Origin of the sequence: Aminobacter sp. MSH1 (assembly GCF_003071665.1) — a bacterium.
Classification (GTDB): Bacteria; Pseudomonadota; Alphaproteobacteria; order Rhizobiales; family Rhizobiaceae; genus Aminobacter; species Aminobacter niigataensis.
This window is the reverse complement of record NZ_CP026265.1, coordinates 174,468-200,245: the sequence shown is the minus strand read 5'-3', so window position 1 is coordinate 200,245 and position 25,778 is coordinate 174,468. Positions and strand designations below refer to the sequence as shown.

The window sequence follows — 25,778 nt, the reverse complement described above, 5'->3', positions numbered from 1 at the left end:
GTGAATTCCCACCCGATTCCTGCTCACCGTGTCCGTGCCGTGGCCAAAGCGCGCGAAAACGCGGTGGCAAAGCTCTCGCGGTCGTCGGGATTGAGGAAACTGCCGATCGAAACGCTCTTCTCCCGCGACTCGACAGCCATACCGGTGATGCCGATCTCGTCATGGCGGGATATGGCAAACCGCGCCCAGAACGGGTTGAAGTGGAAGCGCTCCGACCTGCCGGACGGCGCGGTCTTGAGAATGTCGAGGCTGGTGCGCGACACGCTCACTTCCTCGCGGGCGCGGGCGGCGCGGTAGTTGAGGCGGAAGGCGACGTAAAGGGCTACGACATCAAGGCCGAAGAAACCGAATATCGGCCATGCGCCATTGCTGAGGAACACCACGCCGGTGACGATCCAGCCGAACAGCAATGCGCCCATCAGGATGATGAAGCCGGTGCGCCCGAGCGACCGGTGCGGTAGAAGCAACGCCTTGAAGAAGGGCTCGTCAGCGGCGAAAGTGGCGTTTGTCTCGCTCATGCCGGTTAATTATAGAGAGGCCATGAAAAACCCCAAGACAAAAGATGTTGCGCGGACGGCACCTGCAGGCCTTGGCCAGGCTTCGAAGGCCAAGCCCAAGCCGCGCACGGCGCGCCGCCGGTCGCTCTACTCGTCGGATGAAATCCGGGAGATCTTCCGCCGTTTCGCGGTCCAGCGACCGGAACCGAAAGGCGAACTCGAGCACGTCAATGCCTTCACCCTGCTTGTGGCGGTGGTGCTGTCGGCCCAGGCGACCGATGCGGGCGTCAACAAGGCGACGCGGGCGCTCTTCGCCATTGCCGACACGCCGCACAAGATGCTTGCGCTGGGCGAGGAGACGGTCGGCCAGCACATCCGCACCATCGGCCTGTGGCGCAACAAGGCCAAGAACGTGATTGCGCTCTCGGAAGCCTTGATCCGCGACCATGGCGGCGAAGTGCCCGACGATCGCGACCTGCTCGTCGAGTTGCCGGGCGTCGGCCGCAAGACCGCCAACGTGGTGCTCAACATGGCATTCGGCCACCACACAATGGCGGTCGACACCCATATCCTGCGTATCGGCAACCGCATCGGGTTGGCGCCCGGCAAGACGCCGGACCAGGTCGAGGCGCTGCTGGTGAAGATCATCCCAGACGAATTCATGCGCCACGCCCACCATTGGCTGATCCTGCACGGGCGCTACGTCTGCAAGGCGCGCAAGCCCGATTGCTGGCGCTGCGTCATCGCCGACATTTGCAAGTCACCGGAAAAGAGCACGAGCGAGCCGGCCCCGCTGGTGCCACTCGACGACATCGACCCGATCGAAGGCGCTGAAGCGGAGGTTGCGGCTCAGTAGCCGCCTTTTGTCTTGTCAGCAGAGCGATGCCCTCCCGGTTGACGGTCGGGCGCACAGCCCGCAGATTTCGCCGATGGCCCTGAGGCGCGACATCAACCCGATGCCGGACTGGATCCGCAGCGAGCTCGTTTCGCGCGGCGTGCTTGCGGCCTACGAGGCGCGGCCGGACTACCAGCGCAACGATTATCTCGGCTGGATCGAGCGCGCCAAGCGCGCGGAGACGCGATGCAAGCGGCTCGACCAGATGCTTGAAGAGCTTGAGCGCGGCGGCGTCTACATGCGGATGGCCTGGAAAGGCTAGCTGGCAGGCACTATCGGCGCGTTCTGGCCTGCTGCCTCATCCGTCATCCGTGATAGACCCGCGTCCTGTTTCACGGAGCCTGATCGATGACCGCCTTTGCCCTTGCCGACATTCCTGTCATCGAGACAGAACGCACGATCCTGCGGCCGCACAAGCTTGATGATTTCGAGGCCTATGCCGCGATGTGGGCCGATCCTGTGGTCACGCGCTTCATCGCCAAGCCACGCACGCGCGAGGAAAGCTGGCAGCGCTTCCTGCGTCATGCAGGTTCTTGGTCGCTGATCGGCTATGGTTTCTGGGCGGTAGAGGAAAAGGCTACCGGCCGCTTCATCGGCGAGGGCGGCTTCCACGATCTGAAGCGCGACATCGTGCCGTCGATCGAAGGCATCCCGGAAGCAGGCTGGGGTTTCGTCGCCGAGATGCACGGCAAGGGCATGGCCAGCGAAGCGGTCGGCGCCTTCGTGGCATGGGCCGACCGCCGGTTTGGCGGCCGGACGGTCTGCATCATCGATCCAGCCAATGGCGCTTCGCTGCGCGTTGCCGAGAAGAACGGCTACCGCGAGATCGGTCGGAGCACCTATCACGGCGAGCCGACGATCCTGCTCGAACGTCAGGGCTGACGTTCGGAGAGCTAGCCGCCGAACGCCGTCGACAGGATCGGCTTGGCCGTGCCGATGCGCTCCCAGCGGCTGCCGTTGCCTTGTGCCTGGCGGGCGAAATAGCTGTAGGGCGTGCTCGACCAGTCGCGGATTGAACTCGTCAGATTGTCGAGGATCAGATCGCCTTCGCTGGTGCGCACGGTCAGGACCGTGTGACCCTCGCCGCGGTAGCGTGCAACGGTAAGCAGCAGCGCCGAGGCCGGCCAGCCGCGCTTGAGCAATTCGCGCTTCTTCAGGATCGCAAAGTCCTCGCAGTCGCCATAGGCGACCGGCACGCGCCAGTCGTCGCCGCTGTCGTTGCGTTCCTTGATGCGCGAGTTGACGGCGCGGTTGACCTGCTTGAGCTCCGACTTCAGGTCGGCTTGCAGCGCAACGACCTTCTTACCGCCCGATGTGCTGCACAGGCCGGGTTCACGGCCGCAGAAGGAGGCGAATGCGGGCGGCGCGAAGGCCTTGCCCTTGGTTTCCATGGTGGTCCCGGCCTGGGCTGCCTGGATTCCGGCAAGCAAAGACGAGAATGCGATCAGCGCAATGAAGCGTTTCACAGCAGATATCCCCGATGTGTGGATTTCAGAATGACGTAGGGTGATTAATGAGGGGTTGCTAAAATAAAACTCTGTCAAAAGCGATAGCGGCGCGGCTGACAAATTGTTGCCGAGGTCATTACAATTTGAACTAACCGGACATCAGGTGGGCGCTTTTGTCGCCCGCCTAGCCGTTGACCACGAAGCAAAGCAGCAGTTCTGGCGTCTTTATCGGCGCACGGACGATGTTGAGCTGGCCGCGGTAACGCCGCTCGGCGGCGCTGATGACAAATCCGCTGGCGATCGGCACGCCGTCATTGGCGTCGAGCTTGGCGAAGATGTCGGCGACGTTGAGATCGAGCGAGAGCCTGAGATCGCGATGCGCGTCTTCGCCGAACCCGACGGGCAGCTGGCGCCTGACCAGGTGCTGGAAAGCGGGATTGAACGTCAGGATCTTCTTGGTCGATGAAAGCGCGAAGGCCGGCGCCGGGCAGGCGCCGAGAATGGCATTGATCGTGCGCAGCGAGGCCAGCTTGCCGAGCGCTGCACCTTGGTCGGACATCCAGCGCAGGCAGGCCACGCGGATCGCCGAGGCGAGGTTTGCGGTATCGCCATTGGCCTGCGCGATCACCTCCACCATCTCGCCGATGGTCAGGTGGTTGTGTTCGGCGAGTTGCCGCAGCGTGTTCCAGAACAGTCGCTCGAGCCTGATGCCGCGCCGGGTGCCCAGGCGGACGACGACGCGAAAATCGGTGGTCAGATCGTCGGTCGAAAAGACGTGGATTCCGTGGCTCTCGGGCGAGGTGGCGCTATCGTTCACGAAGCGCCTCGTCGCGTGCCTTGTTGATGGGCTTGAGCAGGTAGCTCAGGATGGTCTTCCGCCCGGTGATGATCTCCACCGTGCTGATCATGCCAGGAATGATCGAATAGGACTTGCCGTCCCTTTCCAGCGCCGAGCGGTCGGTCGAGACGCGAACCTGGTAATAGGGTTCGCCGGTATTCTGGTCGACCAGGCTGTCGGCGGTGATGGTCTGCACCTTGCCGTCGAGGCCGCCGAAGACCGAGAAATCATAGGCCGAGACCTTGATCAGCGCCTTCTGGTCGGGACGGATGAAGGCGACGTCGCGCGGCGAGACGCGGGCCTCGACCAGCAGGGTCTCGGAGGTCGGCACGATGCCCGCGACCACGGCACCGGGCTGCACGAAGGCGCCGAGCGTATTGACGTCGAGCGTGTTGACGATGCCATCGACCGGCGAGCGGATGTCGGTGCGGGCAACGCGGTCGGTGGCGCCGCGGATGGTTTCGTCGACGACCGAAAGCTCGGCCAGCGCCTGGGTCAGTTCGTCCAGGGCCTCCTGCTGGAGTTGCAGGCCGAATTCGTCGACCTGGAGCTTGGCTTCGACGATCGCTGCCGCGGTTCTCTTGATCGTCTCGTCGGCGAGATTGAGCTGGCCGCGCATTTCGGTCTGCTCGCGGTCGACGCGGATCTGCTCGGTCTTGGCCATCAGGTTGCGCTTGACCATGGAGCTGACCAGCGCCGCCTCCCGGTCGCTGACCGCAAGGCTTTCCGTCAGCCTGGTTACGTTGACCTTGGCTTCGTTGAGTTCCTTTTCGCGCTGGTCGAGCCGCGATTTCAGCACGTTGAGCTTGGTGTCGAAATTCTGCCGGCGCGCCACCAGGAGCTTCTGTTCGTTCTCGCAGATCTGGGGCGCGGTCTGCATCAGGTTTTCAGGGCAGGCCAGCGGTTCGGCGATCCGGCCTTCCTGTTCTTGCTTGAGGCGGGCGATGCGTGCGCCGAGCGTGCGCGCCTTGGCCTGCTGTTCACCCAGACTGGAAGTGCTGACGGTGTTGTCGAGCCGGACGATGAGGTCGTTCTTCTTGACCACCTGGCCGACCTGGACGGCGATTTCCTGGACCACGCCGGCTTCGCTAGCCTGCACGATCTGGGTCTTGGATGCCGGAATGACCTTGCCTTCGCCGCGTGCGATCTCGTCGACCTCGGCAAACGAGGCCCAGGCGACGAACGCCACGAACAATGCCGCGATGATCAGCACCGCTGCCGACGCGAAAAATGGCGGTCTATCTTCTCTGGCTATCATCAATGCCCCGTTATATTGAACGTGTTCAATATAATCACACTGTCAAACCGACTGCCTTCAGCTATTTGGCTTCTGCAGTGCCTGAATGACTTTTTCCTTGGGACCATCCGCAACTATACGGCCCTGTTCGACGACAATGAGGCGGTCGACGATCTCGAGCATACTGTAGCGGTGGGTCGAAATGATCAGCGTGGTCTTGTCGTTGAACGCGGTCTTCAACTGTTTTATCAGCTGGCGCTCGGACGCAAGGTCCATCGAGCCGGACGGTTCGTCGAGGAACACGATCTTGGGTTTCGTCATCAGCAGCCGGGCGATCGCCACGGCCTGTCTCTGTCCGCCCGACAGGTTGGTGCCGCGCTCCCCGACATTCATGTCGTAGCCGCGCGGATGGCGTGAGACGAAGTCGTCGACGCCGGCCAGCTTGGCGGCATCGATGATTTCCTCGTCGCTGGCTTCGGGCCGCGCCATCAGCAGGTTTTCCTTGATCGTGCCGGAAAACAGGTCGCCGGCCTGGGCGACGATGCCGACGGCGGAGCGGACCTCCGAAGGGTGGTACTGGCGGATGTCGATGCCGTCGAGCAGCAGCTCGCCGGTCGTCGGCAGGTAGAGCCGGCCGACCAGCCGCCCGAACGTCGTCTTGCCGGAGCCGATGCGGCCGATGATGCCGACGCGCTCGCCGGGATTGATCGTCAGGTTCACGCCCGTCAGGACCTCGGTCTCGGTACCGGGATAGACAAAGCCGACATTGCGCAGCGTCAGCGCACCGACCCGGATCGGGCGGTTGACGAAGCCGACCGTGTCGGGCCGGTCTTCCGGCTGCTGCATGATGGTGTTCAGCACCTTGAGCGACAGCGTCGCCTGGCGGAAGCGCGAAAGGGTCATGGCCAACTGGCCGAGCGGTGCCACAGCGCGGCCCGACAGCATGACGGCCGCGATGATGGCGCCAGTCGAGATGGCGCCGCTGTCGAAGGCATAGGCACCCGCGACCACCAGGGCCACGGTCACCATCTGCTGGATGAACTGCGTCATGTTGGCGGCCGCCGCCGACAGCTCCTTGATCTTTTCGGAGGTGTTGGCGGCATTCTTGGAATGCTCGCGCCACTTGCGCAGCAGGTAGGCTTCGGCGCGCAGCGACTTGATCGTCTCGATCGTCGAGATCGACTCGACCAGCAGCGACTGGCGCTGCGACGCTTCGTTCAGCGAGGCGGCGACCCGCTTGCCGATGCGCTGTTGCGCCACCAGCCCGATGATAACGGCCAGTATGAAAGCGATGACAGGGATGACCACCAGCCAGCTCGCCACGGCATAGATCACCAGCAGGAAGATGAAGACGAAGGCGGTGTCGATGAAGGTGCTGACCGTGTTCGAGGTGAAGAACTCGCGCACGAACTCATATTGCGTCACCCGGTTGGCATATTCGCCGGTGGAGGCGGGGCGCGCGCTGAGCGAGGTGTTCAGCACCTTCTCGAACAGCATGTAGGAGATGCGCAGGTCGGCCTTGCGCCCGGCATGGTCGATGAGCGCGGCGCGCGCCGTCTTCAACAGCAGGTCGAACAGGATGGCGGTTGCCACGCCGATCGCCAGTACCCACAGCGACGAGATCGACTTGTTGGGCAGGATGCGGTCGTAGACGTTCATCGTGAAGATGGGCGAGGCGATGGCCAGGAGGTTGATGAAGATCGCCGCCAGCGCCACGCGCGAATAGGACCGCCAGAACGCGCCGAGCGTGCCGTACAGCCAGTGCGGGCGCTCTATCTTCGCCGCGGTGCCGACGGTCATGTCCTCGGCGGCATTGGCATAGGTGATGGAGAAGCCGACGCCGCCTGATATCGGCACGCCCATCAACTCGGCGCGCGAGATCGAGGTGCGACCATCTTCCTGCGGTCCCGTCAGGAACTCCGCACCATCCCTCTGCTCGGCCAGGATGGCGATGGGCAGCCGGTTGGAACGGAAGACGATGGCCGGCAGGTCGAAGCGGCCGCGCACGAAGTCGCGATGTTCGAACTCTTGTGTTTCCAGGCCGATACGTTCGGCCAGGTGGCGGATTTCCTGGACTTCGACCCTCGTCTCCGAGATCGGCACGCCGGAAAACAGCACTGTCTCGGCACTGGGGCGACCGAGATAGGCAGCCACAGCCGAAAAACAGGATTTGAACGCTTCGACCGGAGTCTGGATATGCGTCTGCTGGTTCATGACGGACGGGGCCTGCCGTCAGGCAGACACCCTACTTCTTTCTGACCGGGGCGAGCAGGTCGAATGGCATGTCGTTGACCTGTTCCGAAGGCGTCCGTGCGTAGGTCTCGGTGTCGGCGGTCGCCGGCACGTTGAACTCGGTGCGGGCGTAGGCGGCAGCCTGCTTCGCCGGTGCGATGTTCATGGTCTTCAGCAACTGGCCAGTCGCTGCGAGCAGCCGATATTCGGCGAACAACGACGCGAATGATGCGGTATTTGCAAGGGTCTCGGTGTTGAAGCGCGTGTTCTGCGCGTCGAGCACGTCGAGCAGCGAACGCTGGCCGACCTTGAACTGCTCGCGATACGAGGTCACCAGCCTGTCATTGGCGACGGCCTGCTGGCGCAGCGTCTTGGCGAGGTCGGCCTGGCGGAAGCGGCGATCCCAGGAAATGCGCACGGCTTCTTCGATCTCGCGCTGCACCTGATGCATGGCAAGGCGCTGCTCGCTGACGCGGCGGATCTGTTCCTGCTCGTTGGCCTTGTCGATGCCGCCGCGATAGAGGTTCCAGCGCAACACCAGGCGGGCCTGCAGGTCGTTGGTCTCGTCGGCGGAGCCGTCGATGTCGTTGCCGACGCGGGCGCGGCCTTCCGCTACCACCTCGGGGCCGTATTTGGCGCGTGCTGCGTCGACCAGCGAAGCTGCGGCGTCGATGTCGCTGCTGGCCATGTGGATGCGCGGATTGTTGCGGCGGGCGAGGCCGATGGCATCATCGAGCGAACGCGGCAGGGCCTTGGCCACCGAACCGGGCTTGGACGGGCTGACCAGCGGCTTGCCCACGGTCTTGAAGAAACGGATCTTGGCCGCTTCCAGCTCCTCGGACGCTTCCTGCACGCGCGCCTTGGCGGCGAACAGGCGTTCTTCGGCTTGCTGGCGGTCGGCGTCGGTCAGCGCACCGCCCTGGATACCCTCGCGGATGTCGCCGAGGATCGACTGGTGGAAGCCGAGATTGCGCTTGGCCTCGCCCACGATCTGGGCCTGCAGCACGTATTCGAGGTAATCTTGGACGACCGAAAGGCCAATGAATTCCGAACGCTCGAGAACGCGGAAGGATGCGCCGTCGACGCGCGATGCCTGGCGGGTCAGTTCGGCGCGGCGTGCGCCGTTGTCGAACAGCTTCTGGGTGACGACGACGCCGGCTTCCGATGGATAGAGCGCATCGTCTTCGATCGACAGGGCGCGCCGCGACGGGTTGTCGAGTCGGCGCACGCCGGTCGAGGCTTCCAGGTCGACGCTGGGGAGATAGAGGCCCTTCGCCTGCCGCAGTTCGAATTCGATCGCTTCGCGGTTCTCGACGGCCTGGCCGATCTCGGGGTTGGATTCGACGGCCACCGCCATCGCTTCCTTCAGCGACAGCGCGTTCGCGCCATTGCCCGATAGCACGGTCGCTGCCAACAAAACCGCCAGCCGCTGCGCAAAGCGCCCAAAATTCAACTGCATCTAAACTCTCCCCCACTCCATCCCGACATTCGTCACAGCCAGGATCCCTATACGTACCCGCCGTGAGCAATTATCCAGCAGCGCATGAAAATCGACAGCAATTTGATTGTCCATATGCTGAATCATGAGGATTTATGCTATTTGGTGAAAGCACTGGTGCAAAAATACTACATATCCAGTTGCTAAATCGGACTTTCGTAATAAACGCCGGGGTTGTGTACAGGGCTGCCGCGGGTGGGGCGGCTGGCGGTTTGGGGGCCAACCGGCAATTGCTGGAATCGGCCAAGCGATTCTAGCGCCTGCGCCTACTGCGGCTGGGGCCCCTCTCCGGGAGCAATTGCTGCGAAATTGCCGCCTGCAGAAGCGATCTGCGCCGATCCAGGCCGCGCGCCGTGGATCCAGGCGCGGTCGGTGCTGAACGAATAGAGCGGAACATAGCTCCTGTAGGCGCCGTCGCTGGCCACCGTGTTGCTCAGATTGTCGAGGATGAAGTTTCCACTTTGGGTGGCAACCGACAGGACTGCGTGAAACACCCCCCGGCCGGTGTCTTGAAGTACAACCAGCGACATGCTGCGCGCCGGAACGCCGGCTTCGATCAGCGCCGCCATCTTGAGAATGACGTAGTCTTCGCAGTCGCCGACGCCACGCGACAGTATTTCCGCCGGCTTCGCCCAATAATCGAGGTTGCCGTAGACCGCGTCGTCCTTGCGGTAGGTGATCATCGTGTTGACGGCGCGGTTGACGCTGGCAAGCTTGTCCATGAACTTCTTGTCGCGGGCGCCAGTTGCGACGGCCGCGAATGCGGCACCGCGCTTGCCGCAGTTGGTCGCGTCGGCACAGTCGCCTATCTTGCTGTAGACCTTGGCCCAGCGGCCGGCGACGGGAAAGTTGCGCATCGGAATGGCGACCGAGCCGAACACGCCGGGCACGATGGCAGCCGTCTTGATCGGGTCGATGCCCTCGGGAGTGACGTCCACCTGCGAAGCGGTGCGCACGGCCAGGCCGTAGCCGTCGAAGTCCTGGCCGAACTGGAAAGGCTTGTTTGCAACCGCGGCCGCAGTTGGTTCCAGCAGCATCAGGCCGCCGAGAAGCCGTGTGGCGTGTGGCTGACTGGCGGCGGAAGCACCGGTATCGGAATCCTGGCTGGCATGGGCGCCGTGCAGTGCCGCGGCAAGAAATGCCGTTGCCGCAAGGATATTCAACCCGAACTTCGAAGCGTTAGATAGTGTTGCTTTCATGTCGCCCACCTATTTTGGTGAAAGCTAGCAACATCGTCTCAAATTATCGGAAAGGAACGCAGGTAATCAGAAGATAATCTTCGAGTTACACTTTGCATCGAATTTTACGAGAATTTTCTACTTCGCTTTGTCCGGGGCTGGCGCAGCCGCACGATCCATGGCCTTGTTGACCTTGAGCGGAGGAGTGCGAACAGCCGGGCGATGGCAAGCAGCAGATCTGAAACCTTGGCGGTCCGGTGCGGGCGAGGGCCGGTCTTATGAGAATGGCGCGAAGGATGCTGGTTCACGCCGGAGCGGCGATGGCCATCAGCGCTGTCGCAGTGACGATCATGGCGGCGAAAAGCGTACATCTGCCGCCGCAGCCGGTACTTGAAAGCGTGCCGGCCGAAACGCTGTCGTTGCCGTCGCCTCGACATCAGGGCGCTGGAATAGCCGTCGCCGAGGTGCCGCCGAGCCCGGCCCGATCGATCGCACCCGACATTGTCGCGCCTCCCGAAGTCGCCAGGCTTCAAGTGGAGCGTATCGAGGCCAGGCCACCTCTCGGGGATCTCGGGCTTGCCCCGCCGCCGAAGCGGGTCGGGCCTGACGACTGGGAGGGCACGCTGCTGTATCGTCCCGTGGTGACATCCTCGGCCTCATTCGAGGCGATGGGCTACGTAATATTTGTTGCCGGCGCCGAGGCGATCGACCCTAGCCAGACCTGCCGGTTCGAGGGGGTTGCCTGGCGTTGCGGCGAGCGCGCCATGCTCGCCTTCAGATACTGGCTTCGCGGCCGCGCACCTCTGTGCCAGGTGTTTCCGCCGGCCGAACGGCAACCGGTGGCGGCCGCCTGCAGGATCGGCAAGCAGGATGTCGGCGCATGGCTCGTTTCCAATGGCTGGGCGCATGCGCTGCCCGGTGGTGGCTATGAAAAGGCCGAAGAGGTAGCGCGGAAGGCCGGCATGGGGGTGTTCGGCCCGCCGGATTGATAGGCACAAATCGACGCCGCAAAATGGCTTGGGCCTGTTCAAAAGCGCCAGCTTCGGCTACTTTCCGGCAAATCCGTCAAATTGTTCGTATTCACGGAGGGAATGTTTCATTCTCAACGGGTAGATCGATTCGACATGAGAGCGGAGGGATCTGGCGTGGACAATTCTGGTGCAGGGAATGCGGGTCGAAGCTGGGCGCCGGTCGCCCGCTATGCGCTGCTCGGCACGGCCGCTTGCGTGGCTGTTGCGGCAGGGGCCGCGGCAATCCTGTTTCAGGGCCAGGGCGACCAGGTATTCTGGCGCGGCGTGATTGGCGCCGGTGTCGTTGCCGGTCTGGTCGCTGCACCGCTGCTCACCATCGTTGCCAATGAACGGCGCAAGTTCGGCGCGCTGAAATCCGAGGTCAGCCGGCTGTCGTCGACCGACGCGCTCACCTCCTGCCTCAACAGCGGCGTCTTCGCCAATCTGATCGATGCTTTCCGCGGCAGCTCGGCATCAGGCGGTCGCCGTCAGGGTGCTCTGCTGGTCGTCGAGATCGATGATTTCCGCGCCATCAACGCCAAGTTCGGCCATGCCTGGGGCGACGAGGTGCTGAAGAGCGTCGCCGGAACGATTAAGGCCTCGGTGCGCGCGGGCGATCTGGTCGGTCGCATCGGCGGCGAGGAATTCGGCATCTTCCTGCCCGGTACCAGCCGCGAGAACGCCGAGCGCGTCGCCGAGCGTATTCGCGGCACAGTCTCCGACACGGTGCTCGAGCCGGGTGCTCGGCAACTGCCTCTGTCGGTCAGCGTCGGTGCCGTGCTGTTCGAAGACCAGGTCGAGTTCGACGATATGTTCCGCCATGCCGACGACCGCCTCAGCGAGGCCAAGGCGCGCGGCCGCAACCGCATCGAATTCGCCGACATGTCGGAAGACGGCGGCAAGCCCAGCCTCAATGCCTGAGGCTGGCGGAGCCGCGGTGGCTTCGCGACATGTATCGAGATCGTTGGCATTTTAACGATCTCGGCAATAATTCCTGAAATGTCAGCATGTCCTAATGTCCCGCAGCCGTGGGGCAGGCCATGTGGTTTTTCTACACATCGGAGCAGAAGAATTTGGCGCGTGCCATGGCGTGTGGCCATGGCGGTCGCCAATGCACGCCGCCGCACCATTGGCAGCGTGCGGAGCGCCGGGCAATCGCGCCATCAAGCGTTTCACGCTGCAACACATAGTGGCTGGCGGGCATATGGCCAGAACCTAATGTGGCGTGGGCTTGATTCGATCTTTGCACCGAGAGAGGGAGAAAATCCGGTGAAATACAGCAGGAAGCTTCTTGTCAGCGCGGCCTCTGCGCTCGCGATCAGCGCTTTGCCGGTCAAGCTCGACCTTAGGGCCGGCGTTGGCATAGCCAAGACCTCAGCCTATGCCAAGAGCGAGAATGGTGGCGGTAACGGAGGTGGCAACGGTGGTGGCAACGATCGGGGCAACAGCGGTGGCAGGGGCGGTGGCTCGTCCAATGGCAAATCAGCGTCCGCAGCCGGCAAGACCAGATCGGGCGGCAGTGTCCAGACTGCTTCCGCAGGCGGGCTGATGAAATCGTTGTTCGGCGGTGGGCAGACCAAGAAGGCGGCCGCCACCGGCGCAAAGCGCACGACGCCGAAGAATGCCAAGGCAAATCAGAAGCCGAAGTCTGTGGCCAAAGTCCTGCCGGCTTCCGTGGAGGTTCCGGCGGTGAAGCCGGTCAAGGAAAAGAACCTGAATGCCCGCCTGGCCGGCCTCAATTCCCTCAAGCGGAATTACCACGCCTATCTGAATTCGCAGTCGCCGCGCATGGCTCTCGTCAGGGAGTACGTGCTCAGTTCCGCCAAGGCGGATCTGGCAGCGGAGGCGCTCGCCGCTGCGGCCGAAAAGGCAGCACTGGCGCAGACTGCCTTCGACGCGGCCATCGCTGCCATCGAGCCATTTGACGGCAGTGCTCCGATCGCCGATCCGACGACGGATGCGCTGCAGGCGCGCCTTGATGAGTTGAACGATCTGGAGCCCCCGGCCGATCCGTCGGAGCTCGACGCGTTCAATGCCGAGAAGCAGGCCTTGGCCGATGCAATCGCCGCTGCCGATGACCTGGCAGCCGCCGATCAGGCCGCAGGCGATGCCCAGGCTACCGCTGATGCGGCGGCCGAAGGGACGACGGAAGCGGATCTGAGGGAGGCTCTGCTGGCGGCAGCCAATCCCAACCGCGTTGCCGAATATGGCGACGACTATCTGAACGACGACGTGATGGATTGGGCCAAGGATGTTCTCGGCGTCGGCGAGGCTTACGGCAAGATCGATGAGATCAAGGCTACGCTGCCGACAGAGACTGCGGCAGCGGCGCCAGAGCCGGAGCTTGAGCCGGTAGTCGTGGTCGAGCCGGCTCCGGAGCCTGTCCTGGTGCCGGCTAACTGAAGCGGTTCCCCAGGTACTGCCGGTCACAAACGACAGCCGCCGCCGGTTCGCCCGGCGGCGGCTGTCGTTTGCGGGCTGCAAAGAGGGGCATCAGCACAGCGGTTCCGGCGCCTGCGCGATCTTCGCTCATCGTGTGAAAAAGCAGATTTGCAGATCGCCCGGGCGTTGACATCGGGTTGGTCGTTTTGCAAAGTGAAACCGGTTTCACTCTTGGGAACGAGCCCCGTTTGAAGTTCGACCTGTCGATCCTCGCCAAGCACATCCCCTTCCTGCTGGAAGGGGCCTGGCTGACGTTGCAGGCCTGCACGCTTGCCGTGATCGGTTCCCTTGTGCTCGGCCTGGCCGTCGGTGCTATGCGGACCTCGGCCTCGCCGCTGCTCAACAGGCTGGCAGCGGTCTATGTCGACATTTTCCGCAACATCCCCTTCATCGTGCAGCTGTTTTTCTTCTATTTCGGCCTGCCGGAGATCGGCATCTACATCGACGCCTTCACCACCGGCGTCGTTGCGCTTTCTATCGCCGGCGGCGCCTTCACTTCCGATGTCATCCGCTCGGGCATCCTGGCAATCGACCCTGGTATCATCGAGGCAGCGCAGGTCAGTGGGCTGAGGAAGAGTACAATCTTCCGCAAGATCATCCTGCCGATTGCCCTGCGCGCCTCGATCCGGCCGCTCGGATCGGTGTTCATCAACCTGATCCTGACCTCGTCGATCCTGTCGACGATCACGCTCAACGAGTTGACCGGCTCGGCCAAGATCGTGGCATCGAACACGTTCAGGCCGTTCGAGGTCTATTTCGTCTTGCTCGTCGCCTACGCCGCGCTGACCTATGCCGTATCGATCCTCATCGGCATGCTGCACCGCCATCTCAACCGCCACCAGCAAGAGGGAGCGGTCTGATGCGTTACGGGGACTTCACGCCGTTCGACATCATCCTTCTGTTGCAAGGCCTTGGTGTCTCGCTGGCATTGTTCGTCTCGACCGCGCTGATCGGCCTCGTCATCGGCACGGCCTGGGCAGTGATCCGCTTCTACCGCGTGCCGGTGCTGATGCAGATCGTTACCTTCGTCGCCGAGCTGCTCAAGAACTCGCCGGTGCTGGTGCAGCTGTTTTTGGTGTTCTTCGGCCTGCCGGCCTTCTTCAAGATCAATGTCACACCGACCGAAGCCGCTGTCATCACGCTGTCCGGCAACAGTGCTGCCTTCATCTATGTCATCGCCGTTTCGGCCATCGAGTCCGTCGGCCGCGACCAGATCGAGGCCGCGCGTGTCTTTGGCCTGACGCGCTGGCAGACCCTGCGCCGGGTCATCGCACCGCAGGCCGCGGCCTTTGCCATCGGCCCGCTCACCGGCCTCCTGGTCAACCAGCTGCAGGTCACCTCGCTGATCTCGGTGATCGGCGTGATGGACCTGACCAAGGTAGGCAACATCCTCAACCTGCGCACGCTCAAGCCGTTCATCGTCTGGACCGCCGTCGGCGCGCTCTACTACCTGACCGCAAAGCTGGTCGCCTACGCCGGAGGCCGTTTTGAAAAGCGGCTCAGGGCGCACACGGCATGGAGAGGTCTCTGATGATCAGCGTATCGGGCCTACGCAAATCCTTTGGCGCCGCCACTGTGCTCGACGGCGTCGACCTCGAAATCCGCCAGGGCGAGGTCGTTTCGGTGCTCGGCTCGTCCGGTTCGGGCAAGTCGACGCTGATCCGCTGCATCAACGGGCTGGAAAAGATCGATGCCGGCAAGATCACGGTCGACGGATTCGACGTTTCGAAGCCGCGCGAACTGAGCGAGGCTCGCAAGCGCTCGGGCACGGTGTTCCAGTTGTTCAATCTCTATCCGCACATGACCGCGGTGCAGAACATCGCACTCGCGCCGGTCGAGGTGCTGAAGGTGCCGCGCAAGCAGGCCGAGACCGAAGCACGCGAGCTGTTGCAGTCGGTCGGGCTGACCGATCGTGCCGACGCCTATCCCTCGCAGCTGTCCGGCGGCCAACGCCAGCGCGTCGGCATCTGCCGGGCGCTCGCGATGAAGCCGAGCTATCTCCTGCTCGACGAGGTCACCAGCGCGCTCGATCCCGAGATGACGTCAGAAGTACTGTCGATCCTGGCCAAGCTCGCCAAGGGCGGCACGACGATGGTGTTCGTAACCCACGAGATCGAATTCGCGCGCTCCATCTCCTCGCGCATCGCCTTCCTCGACAAGGGCACGCTCATCGCCGACCTGCCGACCGAAGAGTTCTTCTCCGACAAGGGCATGGCGCTGCCGCGCGTGGCTCAATTCCTCTCCAAGATGCGTAAAGACTGAAATGATCCTGCTTGCCAATTCCGAGGCCTGGCCCGGCTTCTCCAAGAGTGTCGAACTGCTGAAGGGCGGTAGCCATGGCATCGACGCCATGGTCGCCGGCATCGGCGAGGTCGAACGCGAGGTCAAGGTCCGCTCGGTCGGCTTCGGCGGCTGGCCGAACATGCTTGGCCGCATGGAATTCGACGCCGGCGTGATGGACGGAACGACGCGCGAGGTCGGCTCGGTAGGTGCCGTGCCCGACACCATTCCGGTGGCAGCCCTTGCCCATGAAGTGATGAAGCGCTTGCCGCATGTCATGCTGACCGGCGAAGGCGCCCGCCGCTTCGCCACCGAGATAGGCTTCGCCCACGACGAGACGCTCTACGAAGAGAGCAAGCGCGTCTGGTGGAAGCGGGTGGAAAAGGAGCTTTCGCCGGAAGAACTGGCGAAGTTCCCCGACATTCCGCTTGCCCCGCTCAGCCGCACCATCACCGATCCGGAGCGCGTGCGCGACACCACCGTGTTCCTGTCGCAGGACAGCCTTGGCGGGCTCAATGTCGTGACCTCGACGTCAGGCTGGGCGTGGAAATATCCGGGCCGCCTTGGCGACTCGCCGATTCCCGGCGCCGGCTTCTATGCCGACAGCCGCTTCGGCGCCGCCGCCTGCACCCATACCGGCGAGATGACCATGCGCTGCGGCACCGCGCGCACCATCGTGCTCGCCATGCGCCTTGGCCATTCGCTGGAACAGGCGATCGCGCTCGCCATCGAGGAGCTCCGCGAACTGACAAGCGGCTTCCTTGCCGGCGTCGTCATCCATGCGCTGGACGCCAAGGGCAACCACAAGGTCGTCAGCCTGAATTGCGAAGAGCAGATCAAATATTGGTTCTGGGACACCGATCTGCCCGAACCGGAACATCGCTTCGCCGAACCGTTCACATCCTAGAAACCCGAGGGAGAGGGAAAATGAAGAACCTGATTGCGAAACTGGCAGGCATGGCGCTTGCCATCGGCCTCGCGGCCACGGGCGCTGCCCAGGCCGGCAAGATCGACGAGATCCGCGAGCGCGGCACCGTGCGCATCGGCGTGTCGCTCGGCGGCGAGCCGATCGGCTTCCGCGACGCCCAGAACAACCCGGTCGGCTATGACGTCGACGTTGCCACCATGCTTGCTGAAAAGCTCGGCGTGCCGGTCGAGTTCGTCGACGTGTCGGGCGATGCCCGCATCTCGATGCTGGTTTCGGGCCAGATCGACATCGCCGTTGCCAACACCTCGGCGACGCTCGAGCGCGCCAAGTCGGTCGACTTCTCGATCCCCTACAACCGCGCCGGCCTGCGCATCATCGTCCAGAAGGATGCCGGCATCACCTCGCTTGAGGGCCTCGCCGGCAAGAAGATCGTCGTCGGCCGCGGCTCGACGGGCGAAACCTTCATCAAGAATGCGGCACCCCAGGCCGAACTCGTCTACACCGACAATTTCTCGCCTGAGGGCGTTCTGCTGCTGCAGCAGAAGCGCGTCGATGCGGCCATCGAGGACTCCTCGCTGCTCGACTATCTCGCCACCAAGAACGAAAACCTGGTGACGCTGCCGGGCCTGCACTCCAACGACCCGATTGGCATCGCTGTCGCCAAGGGTGATGAAGGCTTCGTCCGCTGGATCGACATGTTCGTGTCCGATTACATCCAGAGCGGCGCCTACGAGACCAACTACAAGAAGTGGTGGGGTGCAACCGCCAACCCGCCGGCGCTGACCCCGCTCTGGTAGGACAAGCTGAGGCAGCGGGCAGGCGGGGCGATCCGGCCTGCCCGTTTTGCGTTCAGGACGTCGCGCGCGGCACGAAAAAGGTCGGCACCGTCACGTCGGCATTGCCGTCGGCGAATTCGCCCGGTTGGGTAAGGAAACGCAGGATCTCGCCGACATAGGCCTTCTTGTCGTAGCCGATGGACGAGATCGGATAGGCCTCGAAGTCGGTCAGTGACAGATTGTCGAAGCCATAGAGCCTGAAGCGACTGGGTTGGTTTGGCGGGAACGCATCGCGATGAACGTCCATCACGCCCATCGCCATGGCGTCCGAGGTGCAGAATACCGCGTCGATATCGGGCCAGTCGCCCGACTGCGCCATCTGCCGGCCGCTGGCGTAGGAGTAGTCGCCGCGCAGTTCGGCAACGAGCCGGATGCCGTGGCGCTGCATCTCGGCCTTGTAGGCGGCGACGCGGATCTGCTCGACGGGCGAGGACACACGGCCGGTGACAAGCGCCGCCGTGCCGACCCCCTTGCCGGCGGCGTCGGCCACCGCTTCGGCGATGCCGATGGCCTCGTCGGGAACGACCGAGGGCGAAGAGCCGTCATGCATGCCGTTGAGCATCAAGACGTCGTCGCTGCGGAACATCTTGCGCACGCTTTCGGCGTCGGCGAAGTCGGAGAATACCAGTGCCGCATCGACATGGTAGGCGACGCCGTTGCGCAGGAATTCCTCGATGCGCTCGACCGAGCCGACGCGCAGGAAGATGACCTGCTTGCCGATCGACTGGATTTCGCCGATCAGAAGGTCGAACAGATCGAGGTCGGAGAAATCGTGGATGTGGTTGACGATGACCGCGATCAGATTGACGGTCTTGGTGGTCAGGCTGCGCGCCAGCAGATTGGGCTTGAAGCCGAGCTTCTCTGCTGCTTCAAGCACACGCGCCCGCTTGTCGGCCGACACCGGGCGGCTTTCGCTCGACAGCGCCCGCGAGGCGATGGCGCGCGAGACGCCGGCAAGCTCGGCGACATCGGCGATGGTCGGCGAGGTGCGTCGTTTGCGCGAACTGTCCATTGCTGCCTTTGCGAAGTGTCGGTCTGGAAATCCAGGCGTCCCGGTCGGGGCGTCCCGCCGCAGAATTTCTTTCGGGAACTGATTTGATGATTACCTGCTTCGACATCGGCGGTTCAACGATAAAAAGCGCCCGCGCCAGCTCGGCCGGCGAAATCGAGATCATCGACAGGGTAGCGACGCCGCTCGACGACTTTCAGGCCTTCGCCTCCGTGCTCGCCGAGCGCGTTGCGGCGGATAGGGGCCGCACGAAGGGCGTCTCGATCTCCATCGCCGGCGTCGTCGACCCCGCCTCCGGCAGCCTGAAATGCGCCAACATCCCGTGCCTCGACGGCCGGCTGATCGCCGCCGATCTCGAGCGCGTCATCGGCCTGCCGGTCAGGATCGCCAATGATGCCGACTGCTTTGCGCTGGCCGAGGCGACCAGCGGCGCCGGCAAGGGTCACCGCAACGTCTTCGGCGTCATCCTGGGCACCGGCGTTGGCGGCGGGCTCGTCATCGATGGCCGCATAGTTGCCGGCGCCGGCGGCTATGCCGGCGAGTGGGGCCACGGCAAGGCGCTGCAGACGCGTGTCGGCCAGCCGCCGGTCGAGGTGCCGCATTTCGCCTGCGGCTGCGGCCAGTCCGGCTGCGTCGACACCATCGGCGGCGCGCGCGGCATGGAGAAGCTGCACCATTTGCTCTGCGGCGAGCTATTGTCGAGCACCGAGGTCATCGACCGCTGGCTCTCGGGCGAGGCCAGGGCGAGCCGTACCATCGACATCTATCTCGAACTGGTCGGCGTGCCTTTGGCCCTGACGCTCAACATCATCGGCTCGTCCGTCGTTCCGGTCGGTGGCGGGCTTTCCAACGTGCCCGAACTGATCGCTGCACTCGACAATGAGGTGCGCGGACGGACGCTCAGGCGGGCCCAGAGCCCGCTGCTGGTCAAGGCAACACTGACCACGGAGCCGGGCCTGATCGGTGCTGCCGCCCTCGGCCTCCAGGAGATCGCCAATGTCTGAGAACATCCTGCTCGAAGTCTGCGTCGACAGCCCCGAGGGCCTCGCCTCAGCGATCGCTGGCGGCGCTGACCGCATCGAGCTTTGCGCGGCGCTGGAGACCGGTGGCCTCACCCCGTCGCCCGGCCTCATGGCGCTTGCGGCCAAGGCGCCGATCCCCATTTATGCCATGATCCGCTCGCGGCCCGGCGATTTCGTCTACGGCGAGAACGACATGGCAGCACTGCTGGCCGACGTCGACGCGGTGCGTGCTGCCGGTCTGGCGGGCGTCGTACTTGGCGCCAACCATGCCGATGGCAGCCTCGACCGCGAGGTTCTGGCTAGGCTGGCTGCACATGCCCGGGGGCTGGGCATGACGCTGCATCGCGCTTTCGATCTCGTCGGTCCCGACTTTGCGCCGGCCATCGACCTCGCGGTCGAACTGGGCTTCGAGCGCATCCTCACCTCGGGTGGCGAAACGACGGCGCTGAAAGGGCTGGACGCGCTGGCAGTCTGCTTTGCCCATGCCGGCGACCGCATCGCCGTCATGCCGGGCTCGGGCGTCAATCTCGAAACCCTCGGCGTCATCAAGGCGCGGCTGCCCTTCCACGAAATCCACTCGTCCTGCTCGGTGGCCGTCGACGCGCCCGCCGGCAAGGCGCTGGAGCTCGGCTTCGTCTCGCCGCGGCCGAAACACACGGATGCTGGCATCGTGCGCAAGATGAGGGCTGCGCTGGACAGGCTTTAGGTCTTCTCGCCCAAATCCTTGGTCGAGATTTCGTAGAGCGTCTTGTCGGTCGTATCGTCGATGCCGACCATGCTGACTTCGTGGCCCCAGAGCCGCTGGATATAGCGCAGTGTCTCGTTGCGCGTGTCTTCCTGCAGCGTGGTGCCGTGGTGGACCGTGTGCTTGATGCGCAGCTTGCGGTCGCCCTTGAGATCGGCGTCGATCGCCTGGATGTCTGGTTGCGTCACCCCGACATCGTAGTTGTCGGCGAGCCGCGAGCGCACGCGTTCGTAGCCGCGTTCGTCGTGGATCGCCGTTACCTCGTAATAGGGGTCCGAGGCTTCTTCCTGCAATGAGAACAGCCGCATGTCGCGGATCAGCGCCGGGCTCAGGAACTGCCGGATGAAGGACTCGTCGCGGTGTGTTGCCCATGCGTCCAGCAGCGTGCCGCACCAGTCGCCATTGCCGGCAAAGTCCGGGAACCAGTCGCGATCTTCGGCGGTAGGCGTCGTGCAGATGCGCTGGATGTCGCGCATCATGTTGAAGCCCAGCGTATAGGGGTTGAGGCCGCCGTAGCGCGGATCGTCGAAGGAGGGTTGGAACACCACGTTGGAGTGGTTCTGCAGCACCTCCAGCATCGTGCCTTCGCTGATCTGGCCCTTGTCGAACAGGCGATTCATGATCGTGTAGTGCACGAAAGTGGCACAACCTTCGTTCATCACCTTGGTCTGACGCTGCGGGTAGAAATATTGCGCGATGACGCGGACGATGCGCAGGATCTCCCTTTGCCAGGACTTGAGCACCGGGCTGTATTTCTCCAGGAAATAGAGCAGGTTTTCCTCGGGATATTCGATCGCCGACTGCCGTTCCGACATGTCGGTCTCGACCTCGCGCGGCGCTTCGGCTTCCGTCGCTTGCGGCAGTGTCCGCCACAGGTCGCTGAAGGTCCTTTCCTCATGCTCCAGCCGCTCGCGGATGCGCGCTTGCTCCCTTTCGACCGACAGGCGTGGGCGCCGGCGATAGCGGAACACCGCCTGCGGCATCAGCGAATGGGCGGCATCCAGAACGGCTTCCACCGCGGCCGGACCATAGCGCTCTTCGCAACGCGCAATGTAGCTCTTGGCGAACTCCATATAGGCGAGGATGGCGCCCGCATCGGTCCACTGCTGGAACAGGTAGTTGTTCTTGAAGAAGTGGTTGTGGCCGAACGAGGCGTGCGCGATGACCAGCGTCTGCAGCGCCATGGTGTTCTCTTCCATGAGGTAGGTGATGCAGGGATTGGAATTGATCACCAGCTCATAGGCGAGCCCCATGCGCCCTTTGCGGTAGAGGTTCGATTCGTGGACGAAATGTTTGCCGAAGGACCAGTGCTGGTACATCAGCGGCATGCCGATCGAGGAATAGGCGTCGAGCATCTGCTCGGATGAGATCACCTCGATCTGGTTGGGGTAGAAGTCTAGGCGAAGCTCGTCGACCGCGATCTCCTTGATCGCGTCATAGGCGCGCGACAGGTCGTCGAAGTTCCAGTCGGAACTGGTGAAGAGCAGTTGGGAGCTTTTTGCGCGATTCTCCACGTGGTGTCCTCATCCGCGTTTTGCCGGCGCCGGTGCCTTGGCGAACAACTCATGAAAGACGGGATAGATGTCGGATGGTTTGGCGATGCGCGTCATCGCGAAATTCGGCCACTCGGCGCTGACCTCGCGATAGGCGTTCCATAGCGACGTGCCGTTGTCGGCATGGCGGAACATCTCGCTTTCGCGCTCGTCGATGATCTCGACATAGGCGTAGTATTGGCAGAGCCGCATCAGCGTCTTGTCGAGTATCGACACGCAGCGCTCGGAGTCGTTGGGGATGTTGTCGCCGTCCGAAGCCTGCGCCGCGTAGATGTTCCAGTCCTTGCTCGGGTAGCGCTCGCGGATGACGCGCAGCATCTCCTCCAGCGCGGTGGAAACGACAGTGCCGCCGCTTTGGGTGCTGTAGAAGAAGGTGTCCTCGTCGACCTCCGAGGCTTCGTGCGTGTGGCGAATGAAGACGATGTCGGTCTTCTCGTAGCGGCGCTTGAGAAACAGGTGCAGCAGCACGAAGAAGCGCTTGGCGAGATCCTTCTCGCGTTCGCCCATCGAGCCCGAAACGTCCATCAGGCAGAACATCACCGCATTGGCGTTGGGTACCGGCTGTGGCTCGAACCGGTTGAAGCGGATGTCGATGGGATCGATGTAAGGGATCAGCTTGCGGCGCCGCGCCAGTGTCGCCAAATCCTCGCGCAGTATGGCGATACGTTGCTGAGTGGCGGCGCTTGGCCGCCTCTCACCCTCCAGCTTCTTGAGTTCCGCCGCGAGTTCGTCGATTTCGGCCTGTTTTGGCCGTCTCAGCGCGATACGCCGGCCGAAGCTGTTGAACATCGTGCGCCCGACGCTGATGCTGGTCGGGTTGCCGCTCATCGTAAAGCCGGCCCGGCGCGGCCGGAAGGTCACGACTTCCTTGAGGTTGTGCTTGACCAGGTCGGGCAGTTCGAGGTCCTCGAAGAACAGGTCGAGCACCTCCCCACGCGACAGGACGAACTGGAAATCGTCCTCGCCGTCGCCCGAGGATGAGGGGTCCGAGCCCTTGCCGCCGCCGGCTGCCGGGCGCGGGATTCGGTCGCCCGTGCCGAAGGTCTTGTTGCCGGGAAGCACGTCCTCCCGGTGGCCGGAATGCGGCGCGCGCTGGAACGTCGGCTCGCTGATGCCCTTGCGGGGGATCGGGATGATCTGGTCCTGGTCCGCCGTCTCGATCTTGCCGGACCTGACCCGGTCGTTGATCGCACGTTTCAGTTCGTCACGAGCGCGCCTCAGGAAACGCTGCCTGTTGCCAAGGCTCTTGTCCTTGGGGTTGAGGCGCCGATCGATGAAGTTCGGCATGTGTGTCCCCGATCAGCCCGCCTTGTTAACCCGCATGTACCAGTCGACGAGTCGCCGGACCTGGCGCTGCGTGTAGCCGCGCTCGGTCATGCGTTCGACGAATTCAGCATGCTGTTTCTCGGTCGTGCTGTCGCGCTTGGCGCCGAAGCTGATGACAGGCAAGAGGTCCTCGACCTGGCCGAACATGCGCTTCTCGATCACCTCCCGCAGCTTCTCGTAGCTGGTCCATGACGGGTTGCGGCCATTGTTCTTGGCGCGCGCCCTCAGCGTGAACTTCACCACCTCGTTGCGGAAGTCTTTCGGGTTGGCGATGCCGGCAGGCTTCTCGATCTGCGACAGCTCGGAATCGAGGATGCCGCGATTGAGGATCTGGCCGGTGTCGGGGTCCTTGTAGTCCTGGTCCTCGATCCACGCGTCGGCATAGGCGATGTAGCGATCGAACAGGTTCTGGCCGTACTCGCTGTAGGATTCGAGATAGGCCTTCTGGATCTCGTGGCCGATGAACTCGGCATAGCGCGTGGCGATCTCCGACTTGATGAAATCGAGATAGGACTGCTCGATCTCGTTGGGGAACTGCTCGCGCTTGATCGCCTGTTCGAGCACATACATCAGATGCACCGGGTCGGCGGCGATCTCCTTGGTGTCGTAGTTGAACGTCTCCGACAATACCTTGAAGGCAAAGCGCGTGCTGACGCCGTTCATGCCTTCGTCGACGCCGGCGGCGTCGCGATATTCCTGCATCGACTTGGCCTTGGGGTCGACGTCCTTGAGGTTCTCGCCGTCGTAGACGCGCATCTTGGTGTAGAGCGGCGAGTTTTCGTGTTCGGCCAGCCGGGTCGACACCGTAAAGCGGCTCAATATGTCGAGCACTTCGGGCGCGCAGGGATTGCTCACCAGTTCGCTTTCGCGCAGCAGCTTCTCGTAGATCTGCCGCTCTTCGGTGACGCGCAGGCAGTAGGGCACCTTGACCACCAGGATGCGGTCGAGGAACGCCTCGTTGTTCCTGTTGCTCTTGAACTGCAGCCATTCGGATTCGTTGGAGTGCGCCAGTACGATGCCCTGGTAGGGGAAGGCGCCGAAGCTCTCCGTGCCGTTATAGTTGCTTTCCTGGGTCGCCGTCAGCAGCGGATGCAGCACCTTGATCGGCGCCTTGAACATCTCGACGAATTCCAACAGTCCTTGCGTCGTGCGGTTCAGGCCGCCGCTGTAGGAATAGGCGTCGGGGTCGGCCTGGCTGAAATTCTCAAGCTTGCGGATATCGACCTTGCCGACCAGGGCTGACACGTCCTGGTTGTTCTCGTCGCCGGGCTCGGTCTTGGCTATGCCGATCTGGCGCAGCCGCGACGGCATCAGCTTGACCACGCTGAACTTGGAGACGTCTCCGCCGATTTCTTCGAGCCGCTTGGCCGCCCATGGCGAAATCAGGCCGGTCAGCCGGCGCCGGGCGATGCCATATTTGTCCTCGAGCAGGTCGGCCATGCGATCTGGATGGAACAGGCCAAGGGGTGATTCGAAGACCGGGCTGAGCTGACCACCGATCTTGAGCGTGTAGATCGGCCGCTCTTCCATCAGCTTCTTCAGCCGTTCGGCGAGTGACGACTTGCCGCCGCCGACGGGGCCGAGCAGGTACAGGATCTGCTTGCGTTCTTCCAGACCTTGCGCGGCGTAGCGGAAGTAGCCGACGATCCGTTCGATCGTGTCTTCCATGCCGTAGAATTCGGCAAATGCCGGATAAAGCTTGATTGTTCGGTTTGCGAAGATACGCCCCATGCGGGGGTCAGCACTTGTGTCGACCAGCGTGGGGGCGCCGATGGCGTCCACCATTCGCTCTGCTGCCGTGGCATACATGGCCGGCTGGTCGCGGCAGGCGAGCAGATATTGCTGGAGGCTCATCTCCTCGGTTGTCTGACTGCTGTAGATTTCCGAGAAGAGATTGAAGACGTCGGTTTCACGTGTTTGCATGGCACCCTCACAATGCCGAAGTCGGTGGGAGTGTAACACCACTTCGACCTTTTGCCTTCATCTCAACTTCGCTGGTCAGCCAAAGTTCCGCACAGAATGTCGTGATCGCAGATTTAGTTTGCATACATGGAATTGTGGCGCGGCACTCCGCTTGACGAACCGCGGAGAGGTTCTGTCCATGACGGCGCTTTGCTTGCGCCGAAGTTCAACTTTGGGCTGTTGTCCGGCGATAGGGCGGGCCGCCCGGATATGGCCTGTCCAGTCGATGGATTTGTGAACGCGTCGCCAGTGCTTGGTGTTGAAATCTGCGCCGCGACACAAGGCGGCACTCGACGCTGCGACCTTCGCCCGGTTATGAACTGGGACCGCACGATGGCGGGCAGTTTTGCAGGGAAGGATGGCTGTCATGAAGGCACGCATCAAATGGGTTGAGGATCGCACCTTCGTTGGCCAATCCGGCAGCGGGCACAAGATCGTGCTCGGAACCTCCAAGGAACCGGGCGGCCAGACGCCGGGCCCGAGCCCGATGGAACTGATGCTGATCGGCGCCGGCGGCTGCTCTGCCTACGATGTCGTCCATATTCTGGAGAAGGGCCGCGACGCGATCGAGGACTGCACCGTCGAGCTCGACGCCGATCGCGCCGACACCGACCCCAAGGTCTTCACCCGCATCCACATGCACTTCGTGGTCAAGGGCCGTGGCCTTGCGGCTGCCAAGGTAGAGCGTGCCGTCAGCCTCTCGATCGAGAAGTACTGTTCGGCCTCGGCGATGCTCGCCAAGTCGGCCGTCATCACTCACGATTTCGAAGTCGTCGACACCTCGGAGCCGGCCAGCGCCGGCTGACGGCAACGCTGATCGCTGCCAGTTGCGGCAAAGAGTC

25 protein-coding genes are annotated in these 25,778 nt (G+C 63.1%); 14 read left to right on the top strand and 11 right to left on the bottom strand.

All coding sequences use genetic code 11. The features are described 5' to 3' along the window. Positions 1 to 23: 23 nt before the first annotated feature. Positions 24 to 518: a DUF2244 domain-containing protein gene (locus CO731_RS00990; RefSeq protein WP_108605553.1), complete on the bottom strand. Its 495-nt coding sequence runs from the start codon at positions 516 to 518 to the stop codon at positions 24 to 26. 22 nt (positions 519 to 540) lie between these two features. Between CO731_RS00990 and nth the strand changes: the two genes are divergently transcribed. The 3 genes from nth to CO731_RS00975 all read left to right on the top strand — a co-directional run bounded on the left by nth (position 541) and on the right by CO731_RS00975 (position 2,274). Beyond that, positions 541 to 1,353 carry an endonuclease III gene (gene nth / locus CO731_RS00985; RefSeq protein WP_108605552.1) on the top strand — a complete coding sequence of 271 codons (813 nt, stop codon included), beginning with the start codon at positions 541 to 543 and terminating at the stop codon, positions 1,351 to 1,353. 73 nt (positions 1,354 to 1,426) lie between these two features. Then, on the top strand, positions 1,427 to 1,654 hold the full coding sequence (locus tag CO731_RS00980) for a YdeI/OmpD-associated family protein (RefSeq protein WP_108605551.1): 228 nt from the start codon (positions 1,427 to 1,429) through the stop codon (positions 1,652 to 1,654). Between the two features lie 86 nt (positions 1,655 to 1,740). Further along, positions 1,741 to 2,274, top strand: coding sequence for a GNAT family N-acetyltransferase (locus tag CO731_RS00975; RefSeq protein WP_108605550.1), 534 nt, complete (start codon positions 1,741 to 1,743; stop codon positions 2,272 to 2,274). Between the two features lie 11 nt (positions 2,275 to 2,285). Here the strand turns inward: CO731_RS00975 and CO731_RS00970 are convergent, their stop codons facing one another. From CO731_RS00970 to CO731_RS00945, 6 genes are all read right to left on the bottom strand, one after another. Then, on the bottom strand, positions 2,286 to 2,858 hold the full coding sequence (locus CO731_RS00970; RefSeq protein ID WP_108605549.1) for a transglutaminase-like cysteine peptidase: 573 nt from the start codon (positions 2,856 to 2,858) through the stop codon (positions 2,286 to 2,288). 166 nt (positions 2,859 to 3,024) lie between these two features. After that, the gene (locus tag CO731_RS00965; protein ID WP_108605548.1) at positions 3,025 to 3,657 is read right to left on the bottom strand and encodes a ribbon-helix-helix domain-containing protein; all 633 of its coding nucleotides are present in this window, start codon (positions 3,655 to 3,657) and stop codon (positions 3,025 to 3,027) included. Then, entirely contained in the window at positions 3,647 to 4,936 is a 1,290-nt protein-coding gene (locus CO731_RS00960) for an HlyD family type I secretion periplasmic adaptor subunit (protein WP_108605547.1), read from the bottom strand. Before CO731_RS00960 ends, CO731_RS00965 begins: the two co-directional genes overlap by 11 nt. Before the next feature lie 57 nt (positions 4,937 to 4,993). Continuing rightward, positions 4,994 to 7,129: a type I secretion system permease/ATPase gene (locus CO731_RS00955; protein WP_108605546.1), complete on the bottom strand. Its 2,136-nt coding sequence runs from the start codon at positions 7,127 to 7,129 to the stop codon at positions 4,994 to 4,996. A gap of 31 nt (positions 7,130 to 7,160) precedes the next feature. Continuing rightward, positions 7,161 to 8,606, bottom strand: coding sequence for a TolC family protein (locus CO731_RS00950; RefSeq protein ID WP_108605545.1), 1,446 nt, complete (start codon positions 8,604 to 8,606; stop codon positions 7,161 to 7,163). 305 nt (positions 8,607 to 8,911) lie between these two features. After that, complete coding sequence (locus CO731_RS00945) at positions 8,912 to 9,844, bottom strand: transglutaminase-like cysteine peptidase (RefSeq protein ID WP_108605544.1); 933 nt, start codon at positions 9,842 to 9,844, stop codon at positions 8,912 to 8,914. A 299-nt stretch (positions 9,845 to 10,143) separates the two neighbouring features. Here CO731_RS00945 and CO731_RS00940 point away from each other — a divergent pair, with 299 nt between their 5' ends. The 8 genes from CO731_RS00940 (at position 10,144) to CO731_RS00905 (ending at position 17,280) form a co-directional block, all read left to right on the top strand. Then, positions 10,144 to 10,812 carry a thermonuclease family protein gene (locus tag CO731_RS00940; protein ID WP_245439563.1) on the top strand — a complete coding sequence of 223 codons (669 nt, stop codon included), beginning with the start codon at positions 10,144 to 10,146 and terminating at the stop codon, positions 10,810 to 10,812. A gap of 156 nt (positions 10,813 to 10,968) precedes the next feature. Then, on the top strand, positions 10,969 to 11,754 hold the full coding sequence (locus CO731_RS00935) for a GGDEF domain-containing protein (protein WP_159091512.1): 786 nt from the start codon (positions 10,969 to 10,971) through the stop codon (positions 11,752 to 11,754). Positions 11,755 to 12,102: 348 nt separating this feature from the next. Next, a complete protein-coding gene (locus tag CO731_RS00930; RefSeq protein WP_108605541.1) occupies positions 12,103 to 13,236 on the top strand; it encodes a hypothetical protein in 1,134 nt (377 codons plus the stop codon). A gap of 227 nt (positions 13,237 to 13,463) precedes the next feature. Next, a complete protein-coding gene (locus CO731_RS00925; RefSeq protein ID WP_108605540.1) occupies positions 13,464 to 14,135 on the top strand; it encodes an amino acid ABC transporter permease in 672 nt (223 codons plus the stop codon). Beyond that, positions 14,135 to 14,806: an amino acid ABC transporter permease gene (locus CO731_RS00920; RefSeq protein ID WP_108605539.1), complete on the top strand. Its 672-nt coding sequence runs from the start codon at positions 14,135 to 14,137 to the stop codon at positions 14,804 to 14,806. Before CO731_RS00925 ends, CO731_RS00920 begins: the two co-directional genes overlap by 1 nt. Beyond that, the gene (locus tag CO731_RS00915) at positions 14,806 to 15,537 is read left to right on the top strand and encodes an amino acid ABC transporter ATP-binding protein (protein WP_108605538.1); all 732 of its coding nucleotides are present in this window, start codon (positions 14,806 to 14,808) and stop codon (positions 15,535 to 15,537) included. The genes CO731_RS00920 and CO731_RS00915 overlap by 1 nt, the downstream gene beginning before the upstream one ends. A gap of 1 nt (position 15,538) precedes the next feature. Next, complete coding sequence (locus tag CO731_RS00910) at positions 15,539 to 16,462, top strand: isoaspartyl peptidase/L-asparaginase (protein WP_108605537.1); 924 nt, start codon at positions 15,539 to 15,541, stop codon at positions 16,460 to 16,462. Positions 16,463 to 16,482: 20 nt separating this feature from the next. Then, on the top strand, positions 16,483 to 17,280 hold the full coding sequence (locus tag CO731_RS00905) for a transporter substrate-binding domain-containing protein (RefSeq protein WP_108605536.1): 798 nt from the start codon (positions 16,483 to 16,485) through the stop codon (positions 17,278 to 17,280). 52 nt (positions 17,281 to 17,332) lie between these two features. Here CO731_RS00905 and CO731_RS00900 read toward each other — a convergent pair whose 3' ends face one another. Next, a complete protein-coding gene (locus CO731_RS00900; protein ID WP_108605535.1) occupies positions 17,333 to 18,331 on the bottom strand; it encodes a LacI family DNA-binding transcriptional regulator in 999 nt (332 codons plus the stop codon). Between the two features lie 86 nt (positions 18,332 to 18,417). Here CO731_RS00900 and CO731_RS00895 point away from each other — a divergent pair, with 86 nt between their 5' ends. Beyond that, the gene (locus tag CO731_RS00895; RefSeq protein WP_108605534.1) at positions 18,418 to 19,332 is read left to right on the top strand and encodes an ROK family protein; all 915 of its coding nucleotides are present in this window, start codon (positions 18,418 to 18,420) and stop codon (positions 19,330 to 19,332) included. Next, positions 19,325 to 20,056: a copper homeostasis protein CutC gene (locus CO731_RS00890; protein ID WP_108605533.1), complete on the top strand. Its 732-nt coding sequence runs from the start codon at positions 19,325 to 19,327 to the stop codon at positions 20,054 to 20,056. The genes CO731_RS00895 and CO731_RS00890 overlap by 8 nt, the downstream gene beginning before the upstream one ends. Here CO731_RS00890 and CO731_RS00885 read toward each other — a convergent pair. From CO731_RS00885 to CO731_RS00875, 3 genes are read right to left on the bottom strand one after another with little or no spacing between them, the layout of a single operon-like run. Next, on the bottom strand, positions 20,053 to 21,609 hold the full coding sequence (locus CO731_RS00885) for a SpoVR family protein (protein ID WP_108605532.1): 1,557 nt from the start codon (positions 21,607 to 21,609) through the stop codon (positions 20,053 to 20,055). The genes CO731_RS00890 and CO731_RS00885 overlap by 4 nt on opposite strands. A 9-nt stretch (positions 21,610 to 21,618) precedes the next feature. Further along, on the bottom strand, positions 21,619 to 22,935 hold the full coding sequence (locus tag CO731_RS00880; protein WP_108605531.1) for a YeaH/YhbH family protein: 1,317 nt from the start codon (positions 22,933 to 22,935) through the stop codon (positions 21,619 to 21,621). Positions 22,936 to 22,947: 12 nt separating this feature from the next. After that, positions 22,948 to 24,897: a PrkA family serine protein kinase gene (locus CO731_RS00875; RefSeq protein WP_108605530.1), complete on the bottom strand. Its 1,950-nt coding sequence runs from the start codon at positions 24,895 to 24,897 to the stop codon at positions 22,948 to 22,950. 406 nt (positions 24,898 to 25,303) lie between these two features. Here CO731_RS00875 and CO731_RS00870 point away from each other — a divergent pair, with 406 nt between their 5' ends. Further along, complete coding sequence (locus CO731_RS00870; protein WP_108609557.1) at positions 25,304 to 25,741, top strand: OsmC family protein; 438 nt, start codon at positions 25,304 to 25,306, stop codon at positions 25,739 to 25,741. The last annotated feature ends 37 nt before the right edge of the window (positions 25,742 to 25,778 follow it).